At 27.9% G+C, this 19,231-nt stretch carries 13 protein-coding genes; 2 read left to right on the top strand and 11 right to left on the bottom strand.

Annotated elements, in window-relative coordinates; translation table 11 throughout:
- Complete coding sequence (gene rlmB, locus BBIDN127_RS02560; RefSeq protein ID WP_014023738.1) at positions 1-741, top strand: 23S rRNA (guanosine(2251)-2'-O)-methyltransferase RlmB; 741 nt, start codon at positions 1-3, stop codon at positions 739-741.
- 56 nt (positions 742-797) lie between these two features.
- On the opposite strand, the gene trxB is transcribed toward rlmB, so the two are convergent.
- From trxB to der, 7 genes are all read right to left on the bottom strand, one after another.
- A complete protein-coding gene (gene trxB, locus BBIDN127_RS02555) occupies positions 798-1,778 on the bottom strand; it encodes a thioredoxin-disulfide reductase (RefSeq protein ID WP_014023737.1) in 981 nt (326 codons plus the stop codon).
- 70 nt (positions 1,779-1,848) lie between these two features.
- Positions 1,849-3,549: a phenylalanine--tRNA ligase subunit beta gene (gene pheT / locus BBIDN127_RS02550; protein ID WP_014023736.1), complete on the bottom strand. Its 1,701-nt coding sequence runs from the start codon at positions 3,547-3,549 to the stop codon at positions 1,849-1,851.
- On the bottom strand, positions 3,527-5,098 hold the full coding sequence (pheS, locus tag BBIDN127_RS02545) for a phenylalanine--tRNA ligase subunit alpha (RefSeq protein ID WP_014023735.1): 1,572 nt from the start codon (positions 5,096-5,098) through the stop codon (positions 3,527-3,529). Before pheS ends, pheT begins: the two co-directional genes overlap by 23 nt.
- A gap of 11 nt (positions 5,099-5,109) precedes the next feature.
- Positions 5,110-11,610, bottom strand: coding sequence for a SpiroCoCo family coiled-coil protein (locus BBIDN127_RS02540; RefSeq protein ID WP_014023734.1), 6,501 nt, complete (start codon positions 11,608-11,610; stop codon positions 5,110-5,112).
- A gap of 19 nt (positions 11,611-11,629) precedes the next feature.
- A complete protein-coding gene (locus BBIDN127_RS02535; RefSeq protein WP_014023733.1) occupies positions 11,630-12,316 on the bottom strand; it encodes an HAD family hydrolase in 687 nt (228 codons plus the stop codon).
- Complete coding sequence (locus tag BBIDN127_RS02530) at positions 12,313-13,572, bottom strand: hypothetical protein (protein WP_014023732.1); 1,260 nt, start codon at positions 13,570-13,572, stop codon at positions 12,313-12,315. The genes BBIDN127_RS02535 and BBIDN127_RS02530 overlap by 4 nt, the downstream gene beginning before the upstream one ends.
- Complete coding sequence (gene der, locus BBIDN127_RS02525; RefSeq protein ID WP_014023731.1) at positions 13,569-14,870, bottom strand: ribosome biogenesis GTPase Der; 1,302 nt, start codon at positions 14,868-14,870, stop codon at positions 13,569-13,571. The genes BBIDN127_RS02530 and der overlap by 4 nt, the downstream gene beginning before the upstream one ends.
- An 86-nt stretch (positions 14,871-14,956) precedes the next feature.
- On the opposite strand from der, the gene BBIDN127_RS02520 reads away from it, so the two are divergent.
- On the top strand, positions 14,957-15,703 hold the full coding sequence (locus tag BBIDN127_RS02520) for a GerMN domain-containing protein (RefSeq protein WP_014023730.1): 747 nt from the start codon (positions 14,957-14,959) through the stop codon (positions 15,701-15,703).
- Here BBIDN127_RS02520 and BBIDN127_RS02515 read toward each other — a convergent pair.
- The 4 genes from BBIDN127_RS02515 to rplQ all read right to left on the bottom strand — a co-directional run bounded on the left by BBIDN127_RS02515 (position 15,700) and on the right by rplQ (position 19,227).
- Complete coding sequence (locus BBIDN127_RS02515) at positions 15,700-16,491, bottom strand: TlyA family RNA methyltransferase (protein ID WP_044054961.1); 792 nt, start codon at positions 16,489-16,491, stop codon at positions 15,700-15,702. The two genes, BBIDN127_RS02520 and BBIDN127_RS02515, sit on opposite strands and share 4 nt — an antisense overlap.
- Entirely contained in the window at positions 16,472-17,260 is a 789-nt protein-coding gene (locus BBIDN127_RS02510; RefSeq protein WP_014023728.1) for a TIGR00282 family metallophosphoesterase, read from the bottom strand. Before BBIDN127_RS02510 ends, BBIDN127_RS02515 begins: the two co-directional genes overlap by 20 nt.
- Positions 17,250-18,782 carry a ribonuclease Y gene (gene rny / locus BBIDN127_RS02505; RefSeq protein WP_014023727.1) on the bottom strand — a complete coding sequence of 511 codons (1,533 nt, stop codon included), beginning with the start codon at positions 18,780-18,782 and terminating at the stop codon, positions 17,250-17,252. The genes BBIDN127_RS02510 and rny overlap by 11 nt, the downstream gene beginning before the upstream one ends.
- 73 nt (positions 18,783-18,855) lie before the next feature.
- A complete protein-coding gene (gene rplQ / locus BBIDN127_RS02500; RefSeq protein ID WP_014023726.1) occupies positions 18,856-19,227 on the bottom strand; it encodes a 50S ribosomal protein L17 in 372 nt (123 codons plus the stop codon).
- Between the last annotated feature and the right edge of the window lie 4 nt (positions 19,228-19,231).

Here is a 19,231-nt window from a genome sequence, read left to right as displayed (position 1 = left end):
ATGTATATAACTCATGCCAATTCAATAATTGAAAGCATAAAAAATAATAAAGGATTTGAACTTTATATATCAAAAAAAAGTTCAAAAACTATAGAAATTGAAAAACTGGCTAAAACGCAAAACATAAAAATAATAAGAATAAGTACAAATGACCTTGACAAAATTCTTAAAAACAAAGACCACAGAGGATTTGCATTAAAATTAAAACCTGAAAAAAATAAAAATGCAAAAACACAAACCAAAGATTTCGAAAACTTACTAGAAACATTTAAAAAAAAAGAAAATGCTTTCATTTTACTTCTAGATGAGATAGAAGATCCCCAAAACTTTGGAGCAATCCTTAGAACAGCAGAACAGTTTAGTATAGATCTTGTAATTACTACTCAAAAACGTAGCGCAAAAGACAATTCGACAGTTTTGCGCACCAGCTCTGGTGCAAGTCAATATGTAAAAAAAATAACAGTGGCAAACATAAACAACACAATAAATCTTTTAAAAAACTCTGGCTTTTGGATATACACTGGTGATATTAAAGGACAAGATATAAACAAAATCAAAATAAACGACAAAAAAATTGCACTTATTTTAGGAAATGAAGGAAAAGGTGTACACAAACTAATAAAAGAAAATTCAGATTTTTTAATAAGAATCCCAACTAGCGGAAAAATAGACTCACTTAATGTTTCTGTATCTACAGGTATTTTAATCTTTGAAATTAAAAGGCAATTAAATCTGCTCTAAAGCATTAAACTAAATAAAAACTTCACTTAAAAACCTCAAAAACATCTTAATAAAAACTATTTTAAAAAATTTCCCAACTCAACAGATGCAATAAACCCTTCAGCAGCAGCGGTAATGGCTTGAGCATAAACTTTATTACTAACATCTCCACAAGAAAAAACACCATCAACACTTGTTTTAACAACATCTTTAGTAAGAATAAATCCTTCTTCATCCAAATTCAAAAATCCCTTTAAAAATTCTGTATTTGGTTTATAACCAACAGCCATAAATACAGCACTAACTTCTAATTCATAAAAAACATTATTTTTTTTATTAAAAATCTTAACTGAAGAAACAAAAGATTTACCATCTACTTCTATGGCCTCTGAATTATACAAAATCTCAATATTAGGCAACTTCGCAACACTATCTCTTAACATAGCAATAGCTCTAAGATTGTCTTTTCTTACAATAAGATAAACCTTGTCCACCAATTTGCTTAAATAAATTGATTCTGAAAGAGCAGTGTTGCCTCCACCAATTACTGCAACCCTTTTCCCTTTAAAAAGATGTCCATCACAAATAGCACAAACCGAAATACCCTTATTCCAAAATACATCCGAATTTTTAAGAGTTTCAAGTTTTTTGGGTTTTGATCCCACGGCAATAATAACAGACTTACTTTTATAAATATAATTTTCTGTATAAAGATAAAAAATATTATTCTCCCGTTTTATAGAAAAAACAGTTTCAAGAAAAACTTTAGCTCCAAGATTTACTGCTTGCTCTCTCATATTTAACATCAAATCTCTACCACTTATTCCATTTTTAAAGCCAGGATAATTATAAACTTCTGTGGTTGTGGTAAGCTGTCCCCCAGGTTCAGGGCCTTCTAAAATAGCAGTCTTATAATTGCTCATAACAGAATAAATCCCGGCTGTTAGTCCAGCCGGGCCAGATCCTACAATTATTACATCTTCAATAACTTCTACCTCTTTTTGAGATAAATTCTCCTTTTTGGGCAGACTTACATCAATAGTTTCAAATTCTAACATATCTAAAATTCAAGCCTCTCTTAAAAATTTGAATATTAATCTTAACGTTGCTAAAACTAATATTCAACACTTAAGATCGACTCATAAGTTTACTAATATTAACCTCAAAAACAGAACATGGAATAAAAATGCCAAAATTATTTAAAACATAGGGTGAAATTTCGCCAAAACTACCTATATTAAAGCCTCCAATCAAAATATCTGCTCCCCTACCATTAATATAAAAAGCGGTTTTTGATTCTATTAAATTAATCTCAATATTTAAATAATAAAAAAGCGTTGCAACAATTGAATTAATCTCATTAAAAGAAATTTGCTTGCCAGACATTAAAAAAGCTAAATTCGTAAAAGTACTTGTTCCTTCAATAGTATCCAAATTCTTTAAAGCTACCTTTCCAATTTCAAAAATTTTATGTGGATAAGGAAAATTAGAACTAACGCTTTCTGATTTTAATAAATTGGGAATTATTGATGCTCTAACATATTCATAATTTTCTGTGATTGGATTAGATACTTTTAAAAAATTTTGATCATTAATATTCATTCTGTCAATAAAATCTTTCTTAGAGCCCATATAATTATAAATCATCTCTTGGAATCCCATACCCACCATTAAATTTCTAACATTTCTTGAAAACTCTTCTAAAGGACTAAGCCTTCCCACTGCAAAAGCCTTAGGAAGCTCTGGATTAAAACTTAAAAGACCTTCCCCTATCATTACATCTTCAATTACATCAACCTCATGAAGAAAGTCATTTCTATAAAAAGGTGGAATAATATAGTTTTTCAAATCTCTAGAATAAGAATTTACTCCCATTTTTTTTAAATTAAGGCAAATACGCTCTAATGTTAAATTACTTCCAAGCAATCTATTAATGTTTTTAACATCAAACTGCACTTCTTCTTGAAAATAATAAGGACATACCAATTCTTTAAAATCTAAACCAAAAGGCTCTCTAAACACAGTTTTTACTGGCAAAATTTCAAAACCCATATCATAAAAATCACAGGCTGCTATGGATAACGCTAACAAAGTTGCTTCAAAATCAATTCCCGTAACCTCAACAAATAAATCAGTATCACCAACCTTTAAAGATCCAATATTATTAGAATTAATTATTGGAGGATAAGAGACTACATTATTATTATCATCTAATAATAACGGATACTTATCAAAATTTTTAATAATATGTGAATATTCCAATCCTTTGGGATGCTTTTCATTTATTTCTAAAAGAGAGAGCTCATAATCCATTCCCAAAGGAACAAATTTATGATTAGGAGATGAAGCAACATAACTTATTGGAAATTTAATAAAATTAGAATTATACATCCCCATTGCAATTCTTTTTCTCTTTTGTCCATAATTTTGACAAAGTTTTTCTTGAAATTGAATTAACGTCTCAAGCATTCTATCATCAACAATCAATCCTTTTGCTAAAAATCCAAAAATAAACGGCCTGATTTGAGACATTTCGCCATCCACCAAAATTTCACCATAAAACTTTTTAAATTCTCCCCTTTTTGAAAAAAAATCATAATAGGGCATTTCTTTAAAAAAATACGTTCTTATCTGACGAGCAAGCCCTAAATAAGACCACAAATCTGGCCTATTTGTATCATTAAATTCTATTTTGATTTTCCCCGAACTTTCATCAAAACCATCAAATTCCGCTTTAAACGGTTCAAGTAATTCTGAAATCTCTAAATTTGTAAAATTTTTTCCTATTTTATCTAAAAAAAGATTTTTATAAATTTCTACCTTTGGCATCTACCTTTCCTCGTCTTAAAATAACATCACCAATATCGTAAGTAAATAGATCTCTCAAATCATTTAGACCTAAGTGCATTAAAGCCATTCTATCTATTCCAATCCCCCAAGCAATAACAGGTATATCAATGCCCAAAGGCCTTGTAACTTCTGGCCTAAAAATTCCACTTCCTCCAAGTTCAAACCAACCAAGAACAGGATGTTTTACATGTATTTCAATAGAAGGTTCAGTAAAGGGAAAATATGCGGGAACATATTTAACTTCTGTAGCACCCGCAAGCTCTTTGGCAAAAATTTCAAGAAGGCCCAGCAAAGTTTTAATGCTAACACCATCTTCAATAACAATCCCCTCAGTTTGATAAAAATCTACTCCGTGAGTTGCATCTACCTGATCATATCTAAAACATCTAATAACTCCAAAATATCTACTTGGACTTTTGGCATTAATTAATTGTTTTGCAGAAAGAACAGTACCATGGGTTCTTAAAACCAATCTCTTAGAAAGATCTTCGCTAAAACTATACCTCCAGCCCCTTGAACCTGTTGCATATCCTGTTTCGTGGGCTAATTTTACATTAGAAAAATAAGGTTCGGGTAAAGATTCTTGCATACTAGGATCTGAAATGTAATAAACATCCTTAATATCACGAGAAGGATGAAATTGGGGCATAAAAAGAGCATCGTTGTTAAAAAATTCTGTTTCTACTAAAGGCCCATCAAACTCTTGAAAACCAAGCCCTACTAATTTGTCTTTAATTTTAGAAATATAATCTAAATAAGAATTAGCACGCCCAATAAAAGTTTTAGCTGATGGAATATGAATATTGTAAGCTCTAAATTTTATATTCTCATATGTTTTATTTTTTAAAATTTCAGGAGTAAGCTTTGTAATTTCATCCTCAATTAATTTACTTTCCATTAAAAAATTTTTAACTTCCAATCCAAAACTAGATAATCTAAACTTTAAATCAAGTTTTTCTATTATTTTAAAAAATACAGAATCTGCTCCTTTTTTCTTAGCAAAATTTGATAATAATAAAAGCTCTTCGGTTGTCAAACTTTCGCTAAGAAGATCGCTACTTTCTGCTCTTTCCAATAAAACACGTATTTTCTGATAATTGGCCTCTATGCCGTCTAAACAATTTATAACGATCTGTTTATTTAAATCAATAGAAAGAATGCCCTCTTTTAACAAATTACCAAAAGCTTTTCTTACTTCTTTAATATCAATATCAAGCTCTAAGGCTAAATTTGAAGCCAAAACTTCCTTTTGAGATACTAGATTTATTATTTTTTCCTCAACAAACCCATCTCTTAAAGCGCAAAGACCCTTTTCTGTTGCTTTATAAAATACATTTAATTTTCTATAAATCTCTTCAATAATTCCCTTAGAATTTAACCATTCAATTGTTTTATTTGCCTGACCTTCATTAAACCCCAACTTTTCAATAATAATTGAAGCAGAAATATCATCCCCTTCTTTATTGTTTACAATTACTTTCATCTCAAGAGGATGCAATGTTTTTATTAAATTTAAATTTGCCTTCATAAATATAACCTTTAATCACCTTTATTGCTTATACCAAGCTCTAAAATAAGCTCAACTTCCCCAATAGACAATTTGGTAGCTCTAGAAATTTCTTCAGCACTCCATCCCTGCCTCATTAGTTTTATTACAGAATTTCTAACAGTTTCATTATTAAGGCCAACATTATCTTGATATTTAGAATCGGTTTTGACAAGAATACCAAGAGTTTTTATTCTCTCTTCTGCTGCAGTATTTAAATTCTCCAACCTTGTCTCAGATTTCACCACCTTCTCTCTCATAATCAAAGTATTTTTCAACCTATTTTCAATATCTAATAACATTTCCTTTAAATTTTGAGCATTAATCAACACTTCTTCAGATAACCCTTTGTTTAATAAGAGATTTGAAACAACATTTTCCATATCCTTGAGATTGTCTTGAAACTTAGCGCTCTCTTTGCCTAAAGCATTAAATCTTTTTTCCACTTCATTTATCAAATCAAAATTTTTATCAACAGATTCTATAGTACTCTTTAATATACTCTCTTTATTGCTAATTCTTTCATAATTATCAAGAATAGTTCTCTGCTCCTCGGCAATCTCTTTTATTTTAGCTTTATAAATTTGCACTTCATCATAAGATTCAACTAAACTCTTATATCTACTATCAAATGACGAGTAAAATTCAAAAAATTTATTAAAATCATTCTTAATAGATTTAATTGATTCTTGTTCTAACTTTAACTCATTAAAGGTTTCAATAATACCCAATGTTTCTTTTTGAATATTATAAAATTCTTTATTAACGTTTTCAAAATTATTTTTATACTCTTGAGCAAGATCTATCTCATTTTTTAAAGTTTCCCATAACTTTTCCAACTTGTCCTTAAGAGAATAAGCCTCCAAAAATATCAAGTTATTTTTTTCAAGCTCGGCATCCAATTTTTTAAAATTCTCAATTTGATTTTCAATTTGAAAATTTATTTTATCATAACTATCTTCATATTCTGCTCTCAAATCAGATTTATATTCAACTAAATTGTCTTTAATCTCACTAACAAATTTGTTAAATTGAATATCATAATTTAATATTTTAGACTCAAGTTCTAAAATATTGGTATCAACCCCTTTCAACAATTCTTTATGATTTTTCTTAAATTCAACCTCAAATTTATCAATTTGTTCCTGTAAGCCATTTTTTATGGTTTCAATCTCTAATGTTGAATGTTTTAAACTTTTTTTAAGTTCATTCTCAAGTAAACCGAATTCTGATTTTATAGATTTAGAAAAGGAATCATATTCATTCTCAATTGATGTCTCAATATTACTTCTATATAAACTAATTTTTTCAGAAAATTCTGAAATATTTTTATTAATTAATTCAATTTGTCCTTCAAAGCTTTCTTTATCACTAGAAATTACATCAACCATTTCACGCCTTGATTTATCAAGATTAGAAGACAAAATTGTAAATTCATGCTCTAATTTCTGATTAAGCTCAAAAATTTTATCTTCAAGATCCTTTTGCTGAGTTAAAAATTTCATTTCTGCTTGAATTAAGACATCTTCAGTTTTCTTATTAACCTTTTCGTCTATCTTTTCTACCTTAAAATCAACAAATTTTTCAAGATCTAAAACTTTAAGATTTAATGATTCACCAATATTTTTAAAATCAATTTGGACTGATTGTTCAATTTTTTTAGCCTCGTTTTGCAAATTGCTAAAAATCTCTTCTGCCTTAGTTTCAAAACCATCTTTAAAAGATTCCAAACCAATCTTTACATTAAAAATATCATTCTCAAATGATTTAATTCCAAGTTCAGCAAGATTTATTCTCTTCTCTATTGTGCTATAAGATTTTTCTTGCCAATTTTTTACATCATCTTTAATATTTAAAAACCAAGAATCAATAATACTTTGCTTATTGTTTACAAAATCAACAAATTCATCTACTTTCCCGGTAATATTAGTTTCCATTAAAGCTATCTCACTCTGCATATCTTTTTTTTTAGAAGAAAATTCTTTGGTAAAATCCAAATAAAAATTTTCTTTATCATCTTTCATTTTTTGTTCAATATCTAAATGGAAATTTTGAATAAGTTCTGTTTTGTTTTCCAAATTTTTAGACAAATCATATTCCAAATTTTGAATTTTATCATTATATGAGGCAATAAAGTTTTCCAAAGAATATTTAAGCTCTTCGCCTCTAATTTTCAAATCTTTAAAAAAGTCTTCTTCTAATAGTTTAAGGTGCGATGACACATTGTGATAAGACTCTTCTTTTAATCTAATAACGTCCTTTTCAACATTATTTAAATCAGATTCAAGATTTTTGAGATTTTTCAGTTGAGATTCTAGTTCATAGATCATCTCTTTATTTGAACTCTTAAACTCTTCGCTTAAAGTTGCAATATAAGAATTTAATTTCTCTGAAAACTCCTCGTACATATCAGCATACTTTTTCTCAAGTCCATCATATTGACTTAAAGCTAAATTATCAATGGCTTTAATTTTGTTGTCAATTTTATCCTCTAAATTTAATTGCCCTTCATTACACCTTTCTTCAAGTTCAATATACTTAAGATTAAAATCATTGGCTATTTTATCAATACACCCACTCACTTTATCATTCAAATTCTTCTCTATGCTATCAAAAGTACTTTCAATTGATTTTAAAGAATCAATTCTCTTGCGAATTTCATTTTCATACTTTACAATGTCATCATCAATTAAAGTGTTTGCCTTTTTCATACAAACCTCAAAATGATTCTTTATATTCTCTTCAAAACTTGCCTTAATATCTCCAAATTGAGAATTTAGAACATCGTAACAATCTTTAATTTTATCTTGCAATTCTTTTTCAAAATCTAAAATATCTTTTGATCTTTGCTCTATTATCTCAAAATTATGATCCATTTCAGAAATCTTAATTTGCAAATTTTCATCATTGCTTGTAAGTGTTTTATAGATTTCATCTCTAATTTTTGAAATAGCCCCCTCGCTTTCAATTAAAAATGTAGAATATCTCTCTTCAAAATTACTCTCAATAAGTTTAAACCTTTCCTTATAAAGATCGTTTAAAAACTCGGCTTTACTCTCAATATTATTTTTAAGCTCATTTGTTATCTCTCCAAATCTCTCTTTTGCTTGCATAATATCACTATCAATCGTTCTTCTATAATCAATTGCTTCTTCTAATCTAGATTTATAATACTGTTCAATCTCTTTAACAAGATCGTTAATTTTTGCCTCTCCATCATCTGTTAAATCTTTAACTTTCAACTCAAATTTTTCAACTTGATATTTCGATATATCAAAAGATTCCTTAAGTTTTTGAAGATTTTCATCCATACCTTTGCCAAGACTATCTATTCTATCTGTCAATCTTCTATTTAGACTTTCAATCTCATGCATTATTTCATTTTCAAGTTTACTAGAAATATTTTCTGAATACCCTCTATAATTAGATATCACCTCATTATATTTTCCATTAATTTCTTTGTTTATATCATTAAACTTCACACTAAGAGAATCAAGAGTAATATCTATATTAGCCTGAAAAGAAGCAATATCGGTTCTTTTATCCTGCAACAAACTGTCAACCTCTTTAACAAATTCTTCTGAATTATTTAAAACTGAGGCAAATTTCTTTGATAAATTCTCTTCAAGTTCTCTAGTCTCTTTATTAAAATGATTCATTATGTCTTGCAAAAGCTCATCAGAATATATAGCCCCTTGATTTCTAAACTCATCTATTTTCTCAAGATAATAACTCTCAAGACTTTCTATAGAAAATTTAAGCTCTTTAATTTTTGTAGTCACCTCAGAATCTATTAAATCCAGATCAACTTTGCCTGAAGACAATAAATTTTCAATTTTAACAGTTATTTCGTTTAATTTACTTTGCCAATCACTAAGCTTGCTATCTACTTCAGTGTTAATTGAATCCTTCTTGTTTAAAATATCTTTAGAAATTCTATCTAAAAAATCATCAATTTGCTTTTGATTGTCCGATTTTATATTAGAGACAATTTGTAGTTTTGACTCAACAAATTCATTAAGATCAGATTTAAAATTATTTAAAATATCTTCTGATTCAATCTTGAAATCTTTTAATTTATAATCACATTCTTCAATCTTGCTTATAACAAAATTATTCTTATCATCAAATTTTTTGCTCAAATCTTCAAGCATAAATACACTTTTATCTTTAATTATTTCTGTTTGCCTATCAATAAATTCTTTAATCCCTAATATAGCCTCATCACTTTGTGAATACGACATATCTTTTAATTCTTTGTATTTTTCTATCACTAAACTCTCAATATCGCCTGTTTTTAACAAAACATATTCCATTCTATCGTTAACATCTTTTTCTAAATTTTCTATTTTTAAAGTAGCAGATGAAAGTAGCTCTTCACTAGAAATCTTAATATCAAGCAAAGATTTATTTAAAGCAATAAGCTCATCTTTCCAACTGCCATGCATATCAATAGCTTTTTTTTGAATATGATCTGAAAGATCATTAAAAACGCTCTCACTAAGCTCTATTCCTTTGTCTTTTTGAATCTGAATTAAGCTTAAAAATTCTTCATTTGTTTTATTTATTTGAGATTCAATATTTTTTAAATTAGAATCCATTTCATCTTGCCACTTTAAATATTGAAGCTTACTTTCTTCTAGTTGAGTAACAAAAACATTTACCTCATTGTAATAACTATCCTTAAACTCTACTATATTTTTACCAATTTCATCTTTAATGTTAATTAAACTAGCATTAAAATCTTCTTTTAAAGTCTCCTGGGTTTTTTCAAAAATATTATAAAAATATCCAACTTCATTTTCTAATTTTTTGTTTAAATCTTGAAATTCTTGATAATTATTGGTTGCCTCTTGAGAGAGTGTATCAAATTTTTCACCATAAATTAAAGAAAATTCATCCATTTTTGCTGTTAATTTATCTGCAAAACTCTTATATTGGGATTCCATTTGATTTTCAAATTTAGAACTACTAGAATCCAAAGATTCAAAAAGAGACTTGTACTTGGCATTTATACTATCGCTTAAATTTGAATAATTATTATTAAACTTACCATTAATTTCTTCAAAATTAGAAATCAAATTATCATTAAGTTTAATAAGCTTGCCTTGAATATTTGAATCAACATCTAAGAGTTGAGATTCTAACTGCACTTTAAGTTGATTAATATCACCTTTAAAACTTTCACTAAATACTTCAATATCTGCTCCAAACTTATCTTTAAATTCAAGATATATTCCATTAGAATCATCTTCAAGCCTCTTTATTAAATCAATAGCACCTACCTGAACACTTTCCATTTTAGAATTCAAATCTAACAAAGTAAGCTCTACCCTTTCTCTAATGTTATTATCAACTTGACTTATTTTATCTTCATAATCCTCATAAATATTTTTAAGATTCAACTCAACTTGAGATCTAAATTTATCAAAAACATCATCTACTTGCTCCTCATACTTTCCCATCTCTATTCGCATTGACTCCTCAAGTGAATTAATTCTTGAATAAACATTGTCTTTAAAAGAAGAACTCATAGAAGAAATTTCATTGTCCACCAAAACCAATTTATCCTCAAGCTTATCTTTAATTTCCTTAGAACGATCATCAACATATTCAAAAATATCTTTAAATTTATTTTGCAATTCTTCATTCAGTCGATTTAAAATAAAATCTTCTTTTTCATTAATTTTATTCTTTACACTCTCCATAATAAGCTCTATAGAATCTTCTATTAACTTATATTTGTTTTCATAAAAATTAAAAGAACTTTCAATCTCTTTACTATATTTGTCAATATTAAATTCGACCTTTTCAAGAAAATCATTGAATTCTAAATCTAATTTCTCATTACCCTTAACTAAAATATCATTTTTTCTCTCTTCAATATTTGCTAAATCTTTTTCATAAAGACTAATCTCTTTATTCAAATTATCCATTTTAAAAACAAGGTCCTTAATATTGGTGTCAAACTTTTCCCAACTAGCAATTTTAATAGATTCGAGATTTTCTTTATTAGTCTTGTCAAATTTTTCTAACACTGAATTCAAATTTGATTCAACCGAATCAATCTGAGTATTAAATCCTTTTAAAGTTTTTGAAAGCTTATCTACTATTTTCCCATCAACTTGCAATCTTTGTATATTCTCTTGAACTTTAAAAGTCATTTCATCAAGATCCTTAAGCATAGAATCATGATAAGCTATCTTTTTTTCAACCTCTGCAAAATCATTGCTTTTATTTTTAATCTTTTGCTGAACTTCATCAATTTTTTTTATTATTTCTATACTAGATCTTTGATAAGCTTCCATATCAACAGCAAGATCATTAATCTCTTTTGTCTTATCTTCAATAAAATCTTCAAGATTAACCTTTGTAAGATCAACGAACTTTTTAATTTTATCTAATGCTCTAGAACGCTTATCATATTGCCTATAAACAAATAAAACTATTGAAACCAAAAAAAGGTTAACTAAAATAGTCGCAAAATCTATCATAAAATATTTTACCCATATTCTATATATTCAAACGTATATATTCTCTTAAGTCTTTATAATCATGAAAAATAAAATCAATCATCCCTTTGTAATTTATATTCTTTTTAGAAAAAAAAGCTGCTTTCATTGAAACATTTCTAGCACCTAAAATGTCATATTCATAAGAATTCCCTACATACAAAATATTATTACCACTTAAATTTAAATCTTCAATAACTTTTAAAAAAGGTGCCTTATGTGGCTTTAAATACCCAGTATCTTCTGAGGAACAAAGAATATCCCAAAAACTGTCTTGAATGCCCAATAAATTTTTGACACGACCTAAAATAGGAAAGTCTGACATTACACCCAATTTTATTCCCTTAAATTTAAGCCAATAGATTAAATCTTGAACTCCATGATATGGCTTAAGTTTTTTAAACTTATCGCTAAAAATCTGACTATAATATATTTTATTTAATAAAAAAGAACACCGATTCTCATCAAGATTTAAATGCTCAGAAAGCATTTTAACCTGAAGAGAAAAAAGTTCATCCCTATTTGAAGACGAAAATTGATTGCTTTGTAAAATTCGTATTTTTTTCCTAATCTGTTTAAAAGCTAAAAAAAACTTAACATTAGTTAAAAATTCAAAAAACATTAGTTTATTTCTAGCCGCCTCAGGATACAAGGTGCCATCTAAATCAAATACTACAGCTTTAATCATGATGATTTATTATTTGCCTTTATAGGCATAGGTACTATTGATAAATTTTCAGGAACCTTGACTCTAACTAAATGAATATAAGACTTTGGATATCTTTTCTGTAGAGACTTGATTGAAGTTTCAGTATTAACCTCGCTAACAGAAACCCTAAAAATCCTATTTTCATCAAGAAATGGAAGAAATAAAACAACATGTTTATGAAGCACCATGCTTGATAAATTGTTAACACCCGTGCTAATAGATCCTAAATAAATATACCCAGGCTCATCTAAAGCTAGACTATATAATAAAAACTCTAAATTTTCAATTTTATAACCACGATTGTCCACATAATCAAAAAACTTAATATTATTGACATCATTTTCCTTGATTTTAGATAAATTTAAATCTGCATTAATATTATTTATCCTATAAGCAATATTACGAATCCAATCAAGACCAAAAAAAGGATCCTTATTAAATTCTTGACTCCTAGTAAAACCACTGCCTCTAACACCAATATGTCTAAGCCTAAGATCATCAATTCTTAAAAGTCGTCCTGTCATTGATTGATAAATCGAATCCGCCACCCATTTAACAAATCCCGAGCAATTAAACCCCACTGGATCTTTTTGCAATAACCCAGTTTCTATATGCACCATTTTGCCATACTCATCCATTGCACCATCAACAACCTCAGCAATAGGAAAAGACGCAAGGGATTTCCTTAAACTAATTGCCATATTAGAAATATCTTTATAAATATCAAAATATTCAGGAATAAAATATCTAAAATCAATAACCCTACTAATATAATTTATTATATTAGCAAGAGAAATTACTGCAATGTCTTCAATCTTAAAAGGCAATTTAACGTCTTTATAAATCAAAGTATTTACCAAATAAAAATCAGCATTAGAAGAAAATTTTGCAGATTTTATTCTAATAAACGTATCCCCTCTATTTATAAAAAATACTTTTATCTGTTTAATACCATCTTTGCCCACTTTAATCACATAAGACCCTGGAAAAATATAACTCACATTCTTTTTTTTATTAAAAAAAGAATAATAAACATACTCAGAAGAAACTTCACTTGAAACTTCAATGTAATAATCTTGTGTAATAAAATGTTTTACTGGACTTATTTTTTTTTGCACATAGCTTGAATTAAAATATTTTGAATACTTGGTTCTTACATCAAAATCATAAAAAAAACTCTCAAGCGAAAAAAGATTTAGACTCTTAAATATTAAAAATAAAAATATATATCTCACTTTAAATCTCTTATTTTTTCCTTTAATTCTACTAAAATTGGAATATTTTTATATCCAATTTTACGCAAATTATTTACTAAATAATTATAATAAGAATTTGGAAAATTCTTTATTTTATTTGCAAAAAGAATAAACTTAACGGGATTAGTGCTAACTTGTGTAATATATTTGATTTTATGAGAAATATTTAAATGATAATCTTTGATCCATAAATTTAACATTTTATTTAAATCTGGAGTGCTGGTTTTAAGCTCAAGCTGCTCTTTTAACTTAAAAGATTCTTTAAAAAGAGAATCTAGACCTATCTTTTTATGAACAGAAATTCTAAATATAGGGGCAAAATTTAAAATAGGGAAAAAAAACTTCGTGCGGCTCTTTAAGGCTTCAAAATAACCTTTGGATTGCTCCACAAGATCCCATTTGCTAAACACAATAATAATTCCCTTCCCTTTTTTAGCAGCATAATGAGCAATTTTTTTATCCTGAGAAGTTAATTCTTCTTTAACATCAATCAACAAAAACACAATATCTACCATGTCAATTACTTTTAATGCCCTACTAACAGAATAATATTCAACAATTTCACTTACTCTTGCCCTTCGCCTTATCCCAGCTGTATCAATAGCCTCAAAAACTTTCCCATTTCTAGTAAACTTAGTTTTAATAAAATCTCTAGTAGTACCGGGCTGATCCGAAACAATTGCAATTTCATTTCCAGATAAATAATTAATAAGGGTAGATTTGCCTGAATTGGGCTTACCTATAATCCCAACCTTAATATCAACTCCACCCTCAATATTAGCTTCACCAACTTCTACTTTTAAAAAATCTCTAAGCTGAGTAATGCCTCTGCCATGGGCTGCACTAACCAGAAAATAGCGCTTGAACCCTAGATTATGAAATTCATGGGCTAAACATTCCTTATCTTTAGTATCTACTTTGTTTAAAACCAAAACCACCTTACTACTATATTTTCTCAGTATTTCAATAATCTGATAATCTTCAAGTAAAATTTCATTAATATCTAAAACCAATAAAATTAAATCAACTTTTTCTAAAGAGCTTAAAACCTTTTGTACAACAATTTTGCTAATCTCATCTTTTAAGATCGTAAACCCACCAGTATCAATTAATTTAAAATTAAAAGAATCAATCTTACAAACCTCTTCAACCAAATCCCTAGTAACACCGTAAGTACTCTCAGTAATACTTCTTTTTGTATCTAAAATTCGATTAAATAAAGCAGATTTACCAACATTTGGTCTACCAACAATAAGAACCTTTTTATAACTAAGCAAAGCAAATACACCTCTTTATTTATTTCGATATTTCCATTATAATAGCAAATATTAGTATTTATGCCAATTACACGTGAGTGTTTATATTGAAAAGAAAAAAAAAATCAAGCTCAACCAAATCAGATATATTTTTAATTTTAATTGCTATTGTTTTAACGATAATTAGTGTGCTATTAATAATCAAAAATTCACTTATTATGCATATTTTTAAAGAAAAAAATTACGATAGCGGGTTATTCGAATCAAGCCAAACACAAGATAATAAATTAATTGGAGCTAAAAAAACTACCAATAAAAATACAAATATAAAAATACTTAAAAATGAAAGTTTTTTAATCCAACCACCAGAAATAAAAAAACTTGAAGAAGAACTCAAGCAAAACCAAAGAAATAATAACCTTAAAAACAAAAAATTTATTAAACTTTATTTTATAAAAGTAACCCCAGAAGGTTATTTTTTAAGACAGACTGTAAAAAGAGCTATATATTACGATAAAAATATTCTTGAAGAAACACTAAAATCTTTAATCAAAGGCCCAAATGAATACGAGCTAAAAAATAATTTTTTAAGCTTAATCCCTATAAAAACCAAGCTTTTAAATTTAAGCCTAAACGAAGGAATTGCTAAAATAAACTTATCTAAAGAATTTTATGAAAATAGTTTCGGAATTGAAGGAATAATTAATCAAATCGCCCAAATAACCTTAACATGTCTTGAAATTAAAGGAATTGATGGAATAATTTTAACAATAGAAAATAATCCAATAATACTTGAAGAATTAAACTTGAATTTCTCAGAAATATTAAATAAAAAGACTTTAGACAAATATTAAAATTCAATATTGCTAAGCAATTGCATAGAACTTGCAATATTTAAAACACTTGACTTAACAACTAAAAACATGAATTCTTGATTGCCTTTTTTACCTTTGGTTTTTAATTTTAATATATTTTTTACTTGTAATTTATTTTTATAGAATTTTTCAATTACACTTTGCAAAATTATTTTCAAATACTTACCATTAACAACACCATTAAAATTTTTAATATCTAAATTTAAACCTTTAAACTCAAACTGGGGCTTAATCAAAACTATAATAAAATTATCAGAAAGTTTATCTATTAAATTTACACATATACTTATTGACGATCTAAAAGAAACATCTACAACAGCAAAATTGGGAACAATCTTAAATTCTGTAACATCAAAAATATTAGTTCTCTCTAAAACTTTAACTCTTGGATCAATTCTCAATTTATAAGAAAGTTGGTTAATTCCTACATCAATTGAATAAACAAAATTAGCCCCACACTGCAACAAACAATCGGTAAAACCGCCGGTTGAAGAGCCAACATCAACACAAATTTTATTTTTAACTTCAATCTCAAAATCTTTAAGGGCCTCTAAAAGCTTGTATCCTCCCCTTGATACAAATGTTTGACAAGCATCCTCAACTAAATCTATTTTACTTGTTTTGTTTATTAACATTTTAGGATTTTTTTCTTTATGAGAATTTACATATATATTACCTTTTAGAATTAAGATCATTAATTCTTCTCGTGTTTTTTCTGGATACCTTTTGCAAAGTATATTTAATAAATTATTTCTGAATCCTTTCAATTTTTAAAGCACGGCCTGTCTTTAAATTAGAAGTAATAATAACTCCTTGTAAAATTATGTCATCTTCTACAACTTCGGCTCTTAAGGGGACATATTCAAGCAAGCCTTTAAGAGAAATATCGGGATTAAATCCTATTACAGAATTTAATCCACCTGTCATCCCAATATCACTAATATAGGCTGTCCCCTTTGACAATATTCTTTCATCTTGAGTCATAACATGGGTATGAGTGCCAACCACACCTGTTACAAAACCATTTAAAAAATATCCAAAACTTTCCTTTTCATAATTGCTCTCAGCATGAAAATCTACAAAAATGGTTCTAGTCTTATTACTAAGCATATTAACCAATTTTTTTGTATTATCAAAAGGATTCTTAACAATAAAATTCATATTTAAAACCCCTTGAACATTAACAACAGCAACCTTTTCATCTTTAATAGTTAAAAAACAATAACCATGCCCATCTAACAAATCTGAAAAATTATTTGGTCTTAAGATATATGTTTGCTTATTTAGGTAATCATTTATTTTGTAATTAGAATACACATGATTGCCAGTAGTAATAACATTAACACCTGATCTAAAAAGATTATTTGCTATTTCTGGAGTTATTCCAAAGCCATTTGAAGAATTTTCTCCATTAGCAATTACCAAATCTATTCTATATTTGTTCTTAATGTTTTTAAGATTAAAAAAAACTTTTTTTAATCCACTCTCGCCTATTATATCCCCAATTATCAAAGTTTTAATAGTGCTATCTTGCATATTCAATAACTCTGGTTTCGCGAATAATTGTAACTTTAATTTTCCCAGGATATCTCATTTCAGCTTCTATCTTCTTAGCAATATCTCTTGCAAGTAAAATTGATTTTTCATCATTAATCACAGCATTGTCAACAATAATTCTAACTTCACGACCAGCTTGAATAGCATAACATTTTTGAACACCCTCAAAACTATAAGCAATGTCTTCAAGTCTTTTAAGTCTATTTATATAGTTATTTAAACTTTCCCGCCTTGCTCCAGGACGAGATGCAGAGATGGCATCTGCTATTTGAACTACAATGGCCTCAAGACTCTCTGGTTTAACCTCATTATGATGTGCAGCAATAGCATTAACAACAATTTCGCTCTCTCCGCAACTTTGAGCAAGTTCAGCACCAGTAATAGCGTGTCCCTCACTATTATCGGAAATACTTTCCATCCCTTTACCAATATCATGCAAAAGACATGCTCTTTTTACTACAACAGGATCTAACTTCATCTCTTTAGCTAAAATTTCTCCTATTATAGCCGTTTCTTTAGAATGGCTTAAAACATTTTGACCGTAACTACTTCTAAAATAAAGCCTTCCCAACCCTCTAATAAGTCTTTTATCAAGCCCATGTATATTAAGGTCAAAAACCACCTTCTCACCTTCTTCTTGAATAATGTTATTTATCTCGTTGGTAACATTATACACAACTTCTTCAATCCTAGCAGGATGAATTCTGCCATCTGTAACAAGTCTTTCTAAAGTCCTCTTAGCAAGCTCTTTTCTTATTGGATCAAAGCAAGATATAACAACGGCTTCAGGCGTATCATCAATAATGATATCCGCTCCTATTAAAGTCTCAAGAGCCCTAATATTACGCCCCTCTTTACCTATAATCCTACCTTTCATCTCATCATTAGGTAATTCAACAGAAGCCACTGTAAACTCAGAACTTACCTCTGTAACAATGCGCTGCATAGTAGATACTAAAATATCTTTTGCAACCTTATCTGCTAATAGCTGCGCTTCCTGTTCACTTTTATTAATAATAACTTGAGCATCTCTTTTCGACTCATGCTCAACTTTTTCAATTACAATTTTTCTTGCGTCTTCTCTTGTAAGACCAGAAATATTTTCCAATCTTTTAACAAGATCGACCTCTTTTTCTCTTATTACTTTTTCTTTTTGTTCAAATTCTTTAATTTTAAAATCAACTCTAGACTGCTGTTTATCAAGAGCAGATATTCTCTTATCTAAGGTTTCTTCTCTTTGTAATAATCTTTTTTCTAGATTAACAATCTCATTTTTCCGATCTCTTATATCCCTATCTTGCTGGTTTTTTTCTTTAAGCATTTGAGATTTTGCATTAGCAATAATTTGCCTTCTTTCATTTTCTATCTCTAATTGTGATTCTACTCTTACTTTTTTCAGATTTTTTTCTAAATCCAATAAAGACAATCTACCTAAAAAAACTCTTATTAAAAATCCTAATATAAAGCCAGCAAAAATAGAAGAAAAAATAATATATATCATATCATTTAACTCCTATGCTGTTTAAAAGCAATTTAAAATTTAATCTTTAAAACAGTGTGCTCAAATTTATTAATTATTCAACTTTTAAAGGCTTTTCAACTAATTCTAGGATAGCCATTTCAGCCGCATCTCCATATCTTTTTCCTAATTTAATCATCCGAGTATACCCACCACTTCTTTGTCTAAAAACAGGAGAAATTTTGGTAAACAGCTTATTTAAAATATACTTATCATGTATAAATTTTGATAATTCTCGCCTATTATGCACAGTATCAACTTTTGCCCTTGTAATTAATCTTTCAGCAAATCTTTTAACTTCAAACAATTTTGCCTTAGTAGAAGAAATTTTTTCATACTTAAAAAAAGAAATTACCATATTTTTTAAAAGTGCTCTTCTGTGACTGGCCTTCCTACTTAATCTATTAAAACCTAATTTTGTTTTCATGAAA

Source organism: Borreliella bissettiae DN127, assembly GCF_000222305.1.
GTDB lineage: Bacteria > Spirochaetota > Spirochaetia > Borreliales > Borreliaceae > Borreliella > Borreliella carolinensis.
Note: the sequence above shows the minus strand (reverse complement) of the source record. Positions and strands in the feature narration are given on the sequence as shown.

What these genes read in the sequence shown, in the direction of transcription:
- BBIDN127_RS02510 (WP_014023728.1), bottom strand. Translation starts at nt 17,260, where the DNA reads ATGCAAGATAGCACTATTAAAACTTTGATAATTGGGGATATAATAGGC.
- pheT (WP_014023736.1), bottom strand. Translation starts at nt 3,549, where the DNA reads ATGCCAAAGGTAGAAATTTATAAAAATCTTTTTTTAGATAAAATAGGA.
- pheS (WP_014023735.1), bottom strand. Translation starts at nt 5,098, where the DNA reads ATGAAGGCAAATTTAAATTTAATAAAAACATTGCATCCTCTTGAGATG.
- trxB (WP_014023737.1), bottom strand. Translation starts at nt 1,778, where the DNA reads ATGTTAGAATTTGAAACTATTGATGTAAGTCTGCCCAAAAAGGAGAAT.
- BBIDN127_RS02540 (WP_014023734.1), bottom strand. Translation starts at nt 11,610, where the DNA reads ATGATAGATTTTGCGACTATTTTAGTTAACCTTTTTTTGGTTTCAATA.
- rny (WP_014023727.1), bottom strand. Translation starts at nt 18,782, where the DNA reads ATGATATATATTATTTTTTCTTCTATTTTTGCTGGCTTTATATTAGGA.
- rplQ (WP_014023726.1), bottom strand. Translation starts at nt 19,227, where the DNA reads ATGAAAACAAAATTAGGTTTTAATAGATTAAGTAGGAAGGCCAGTCAC.
- BBIDN127_RS02535 (WP_014023733.1), bottom strand. Translation starts at nt 12,316, where the DNA reads ATGATTAAAGCTGTAGTATTTGATTTAGATGGCACCTTGTATCCTGAG.
- rlmB (WP_014023738.1), top strand. Translation starts at nt 1, where the DNA reads ATGTATATAACTCATGCCAATTCAATAATTGAAAGCATAAAAAATAAT.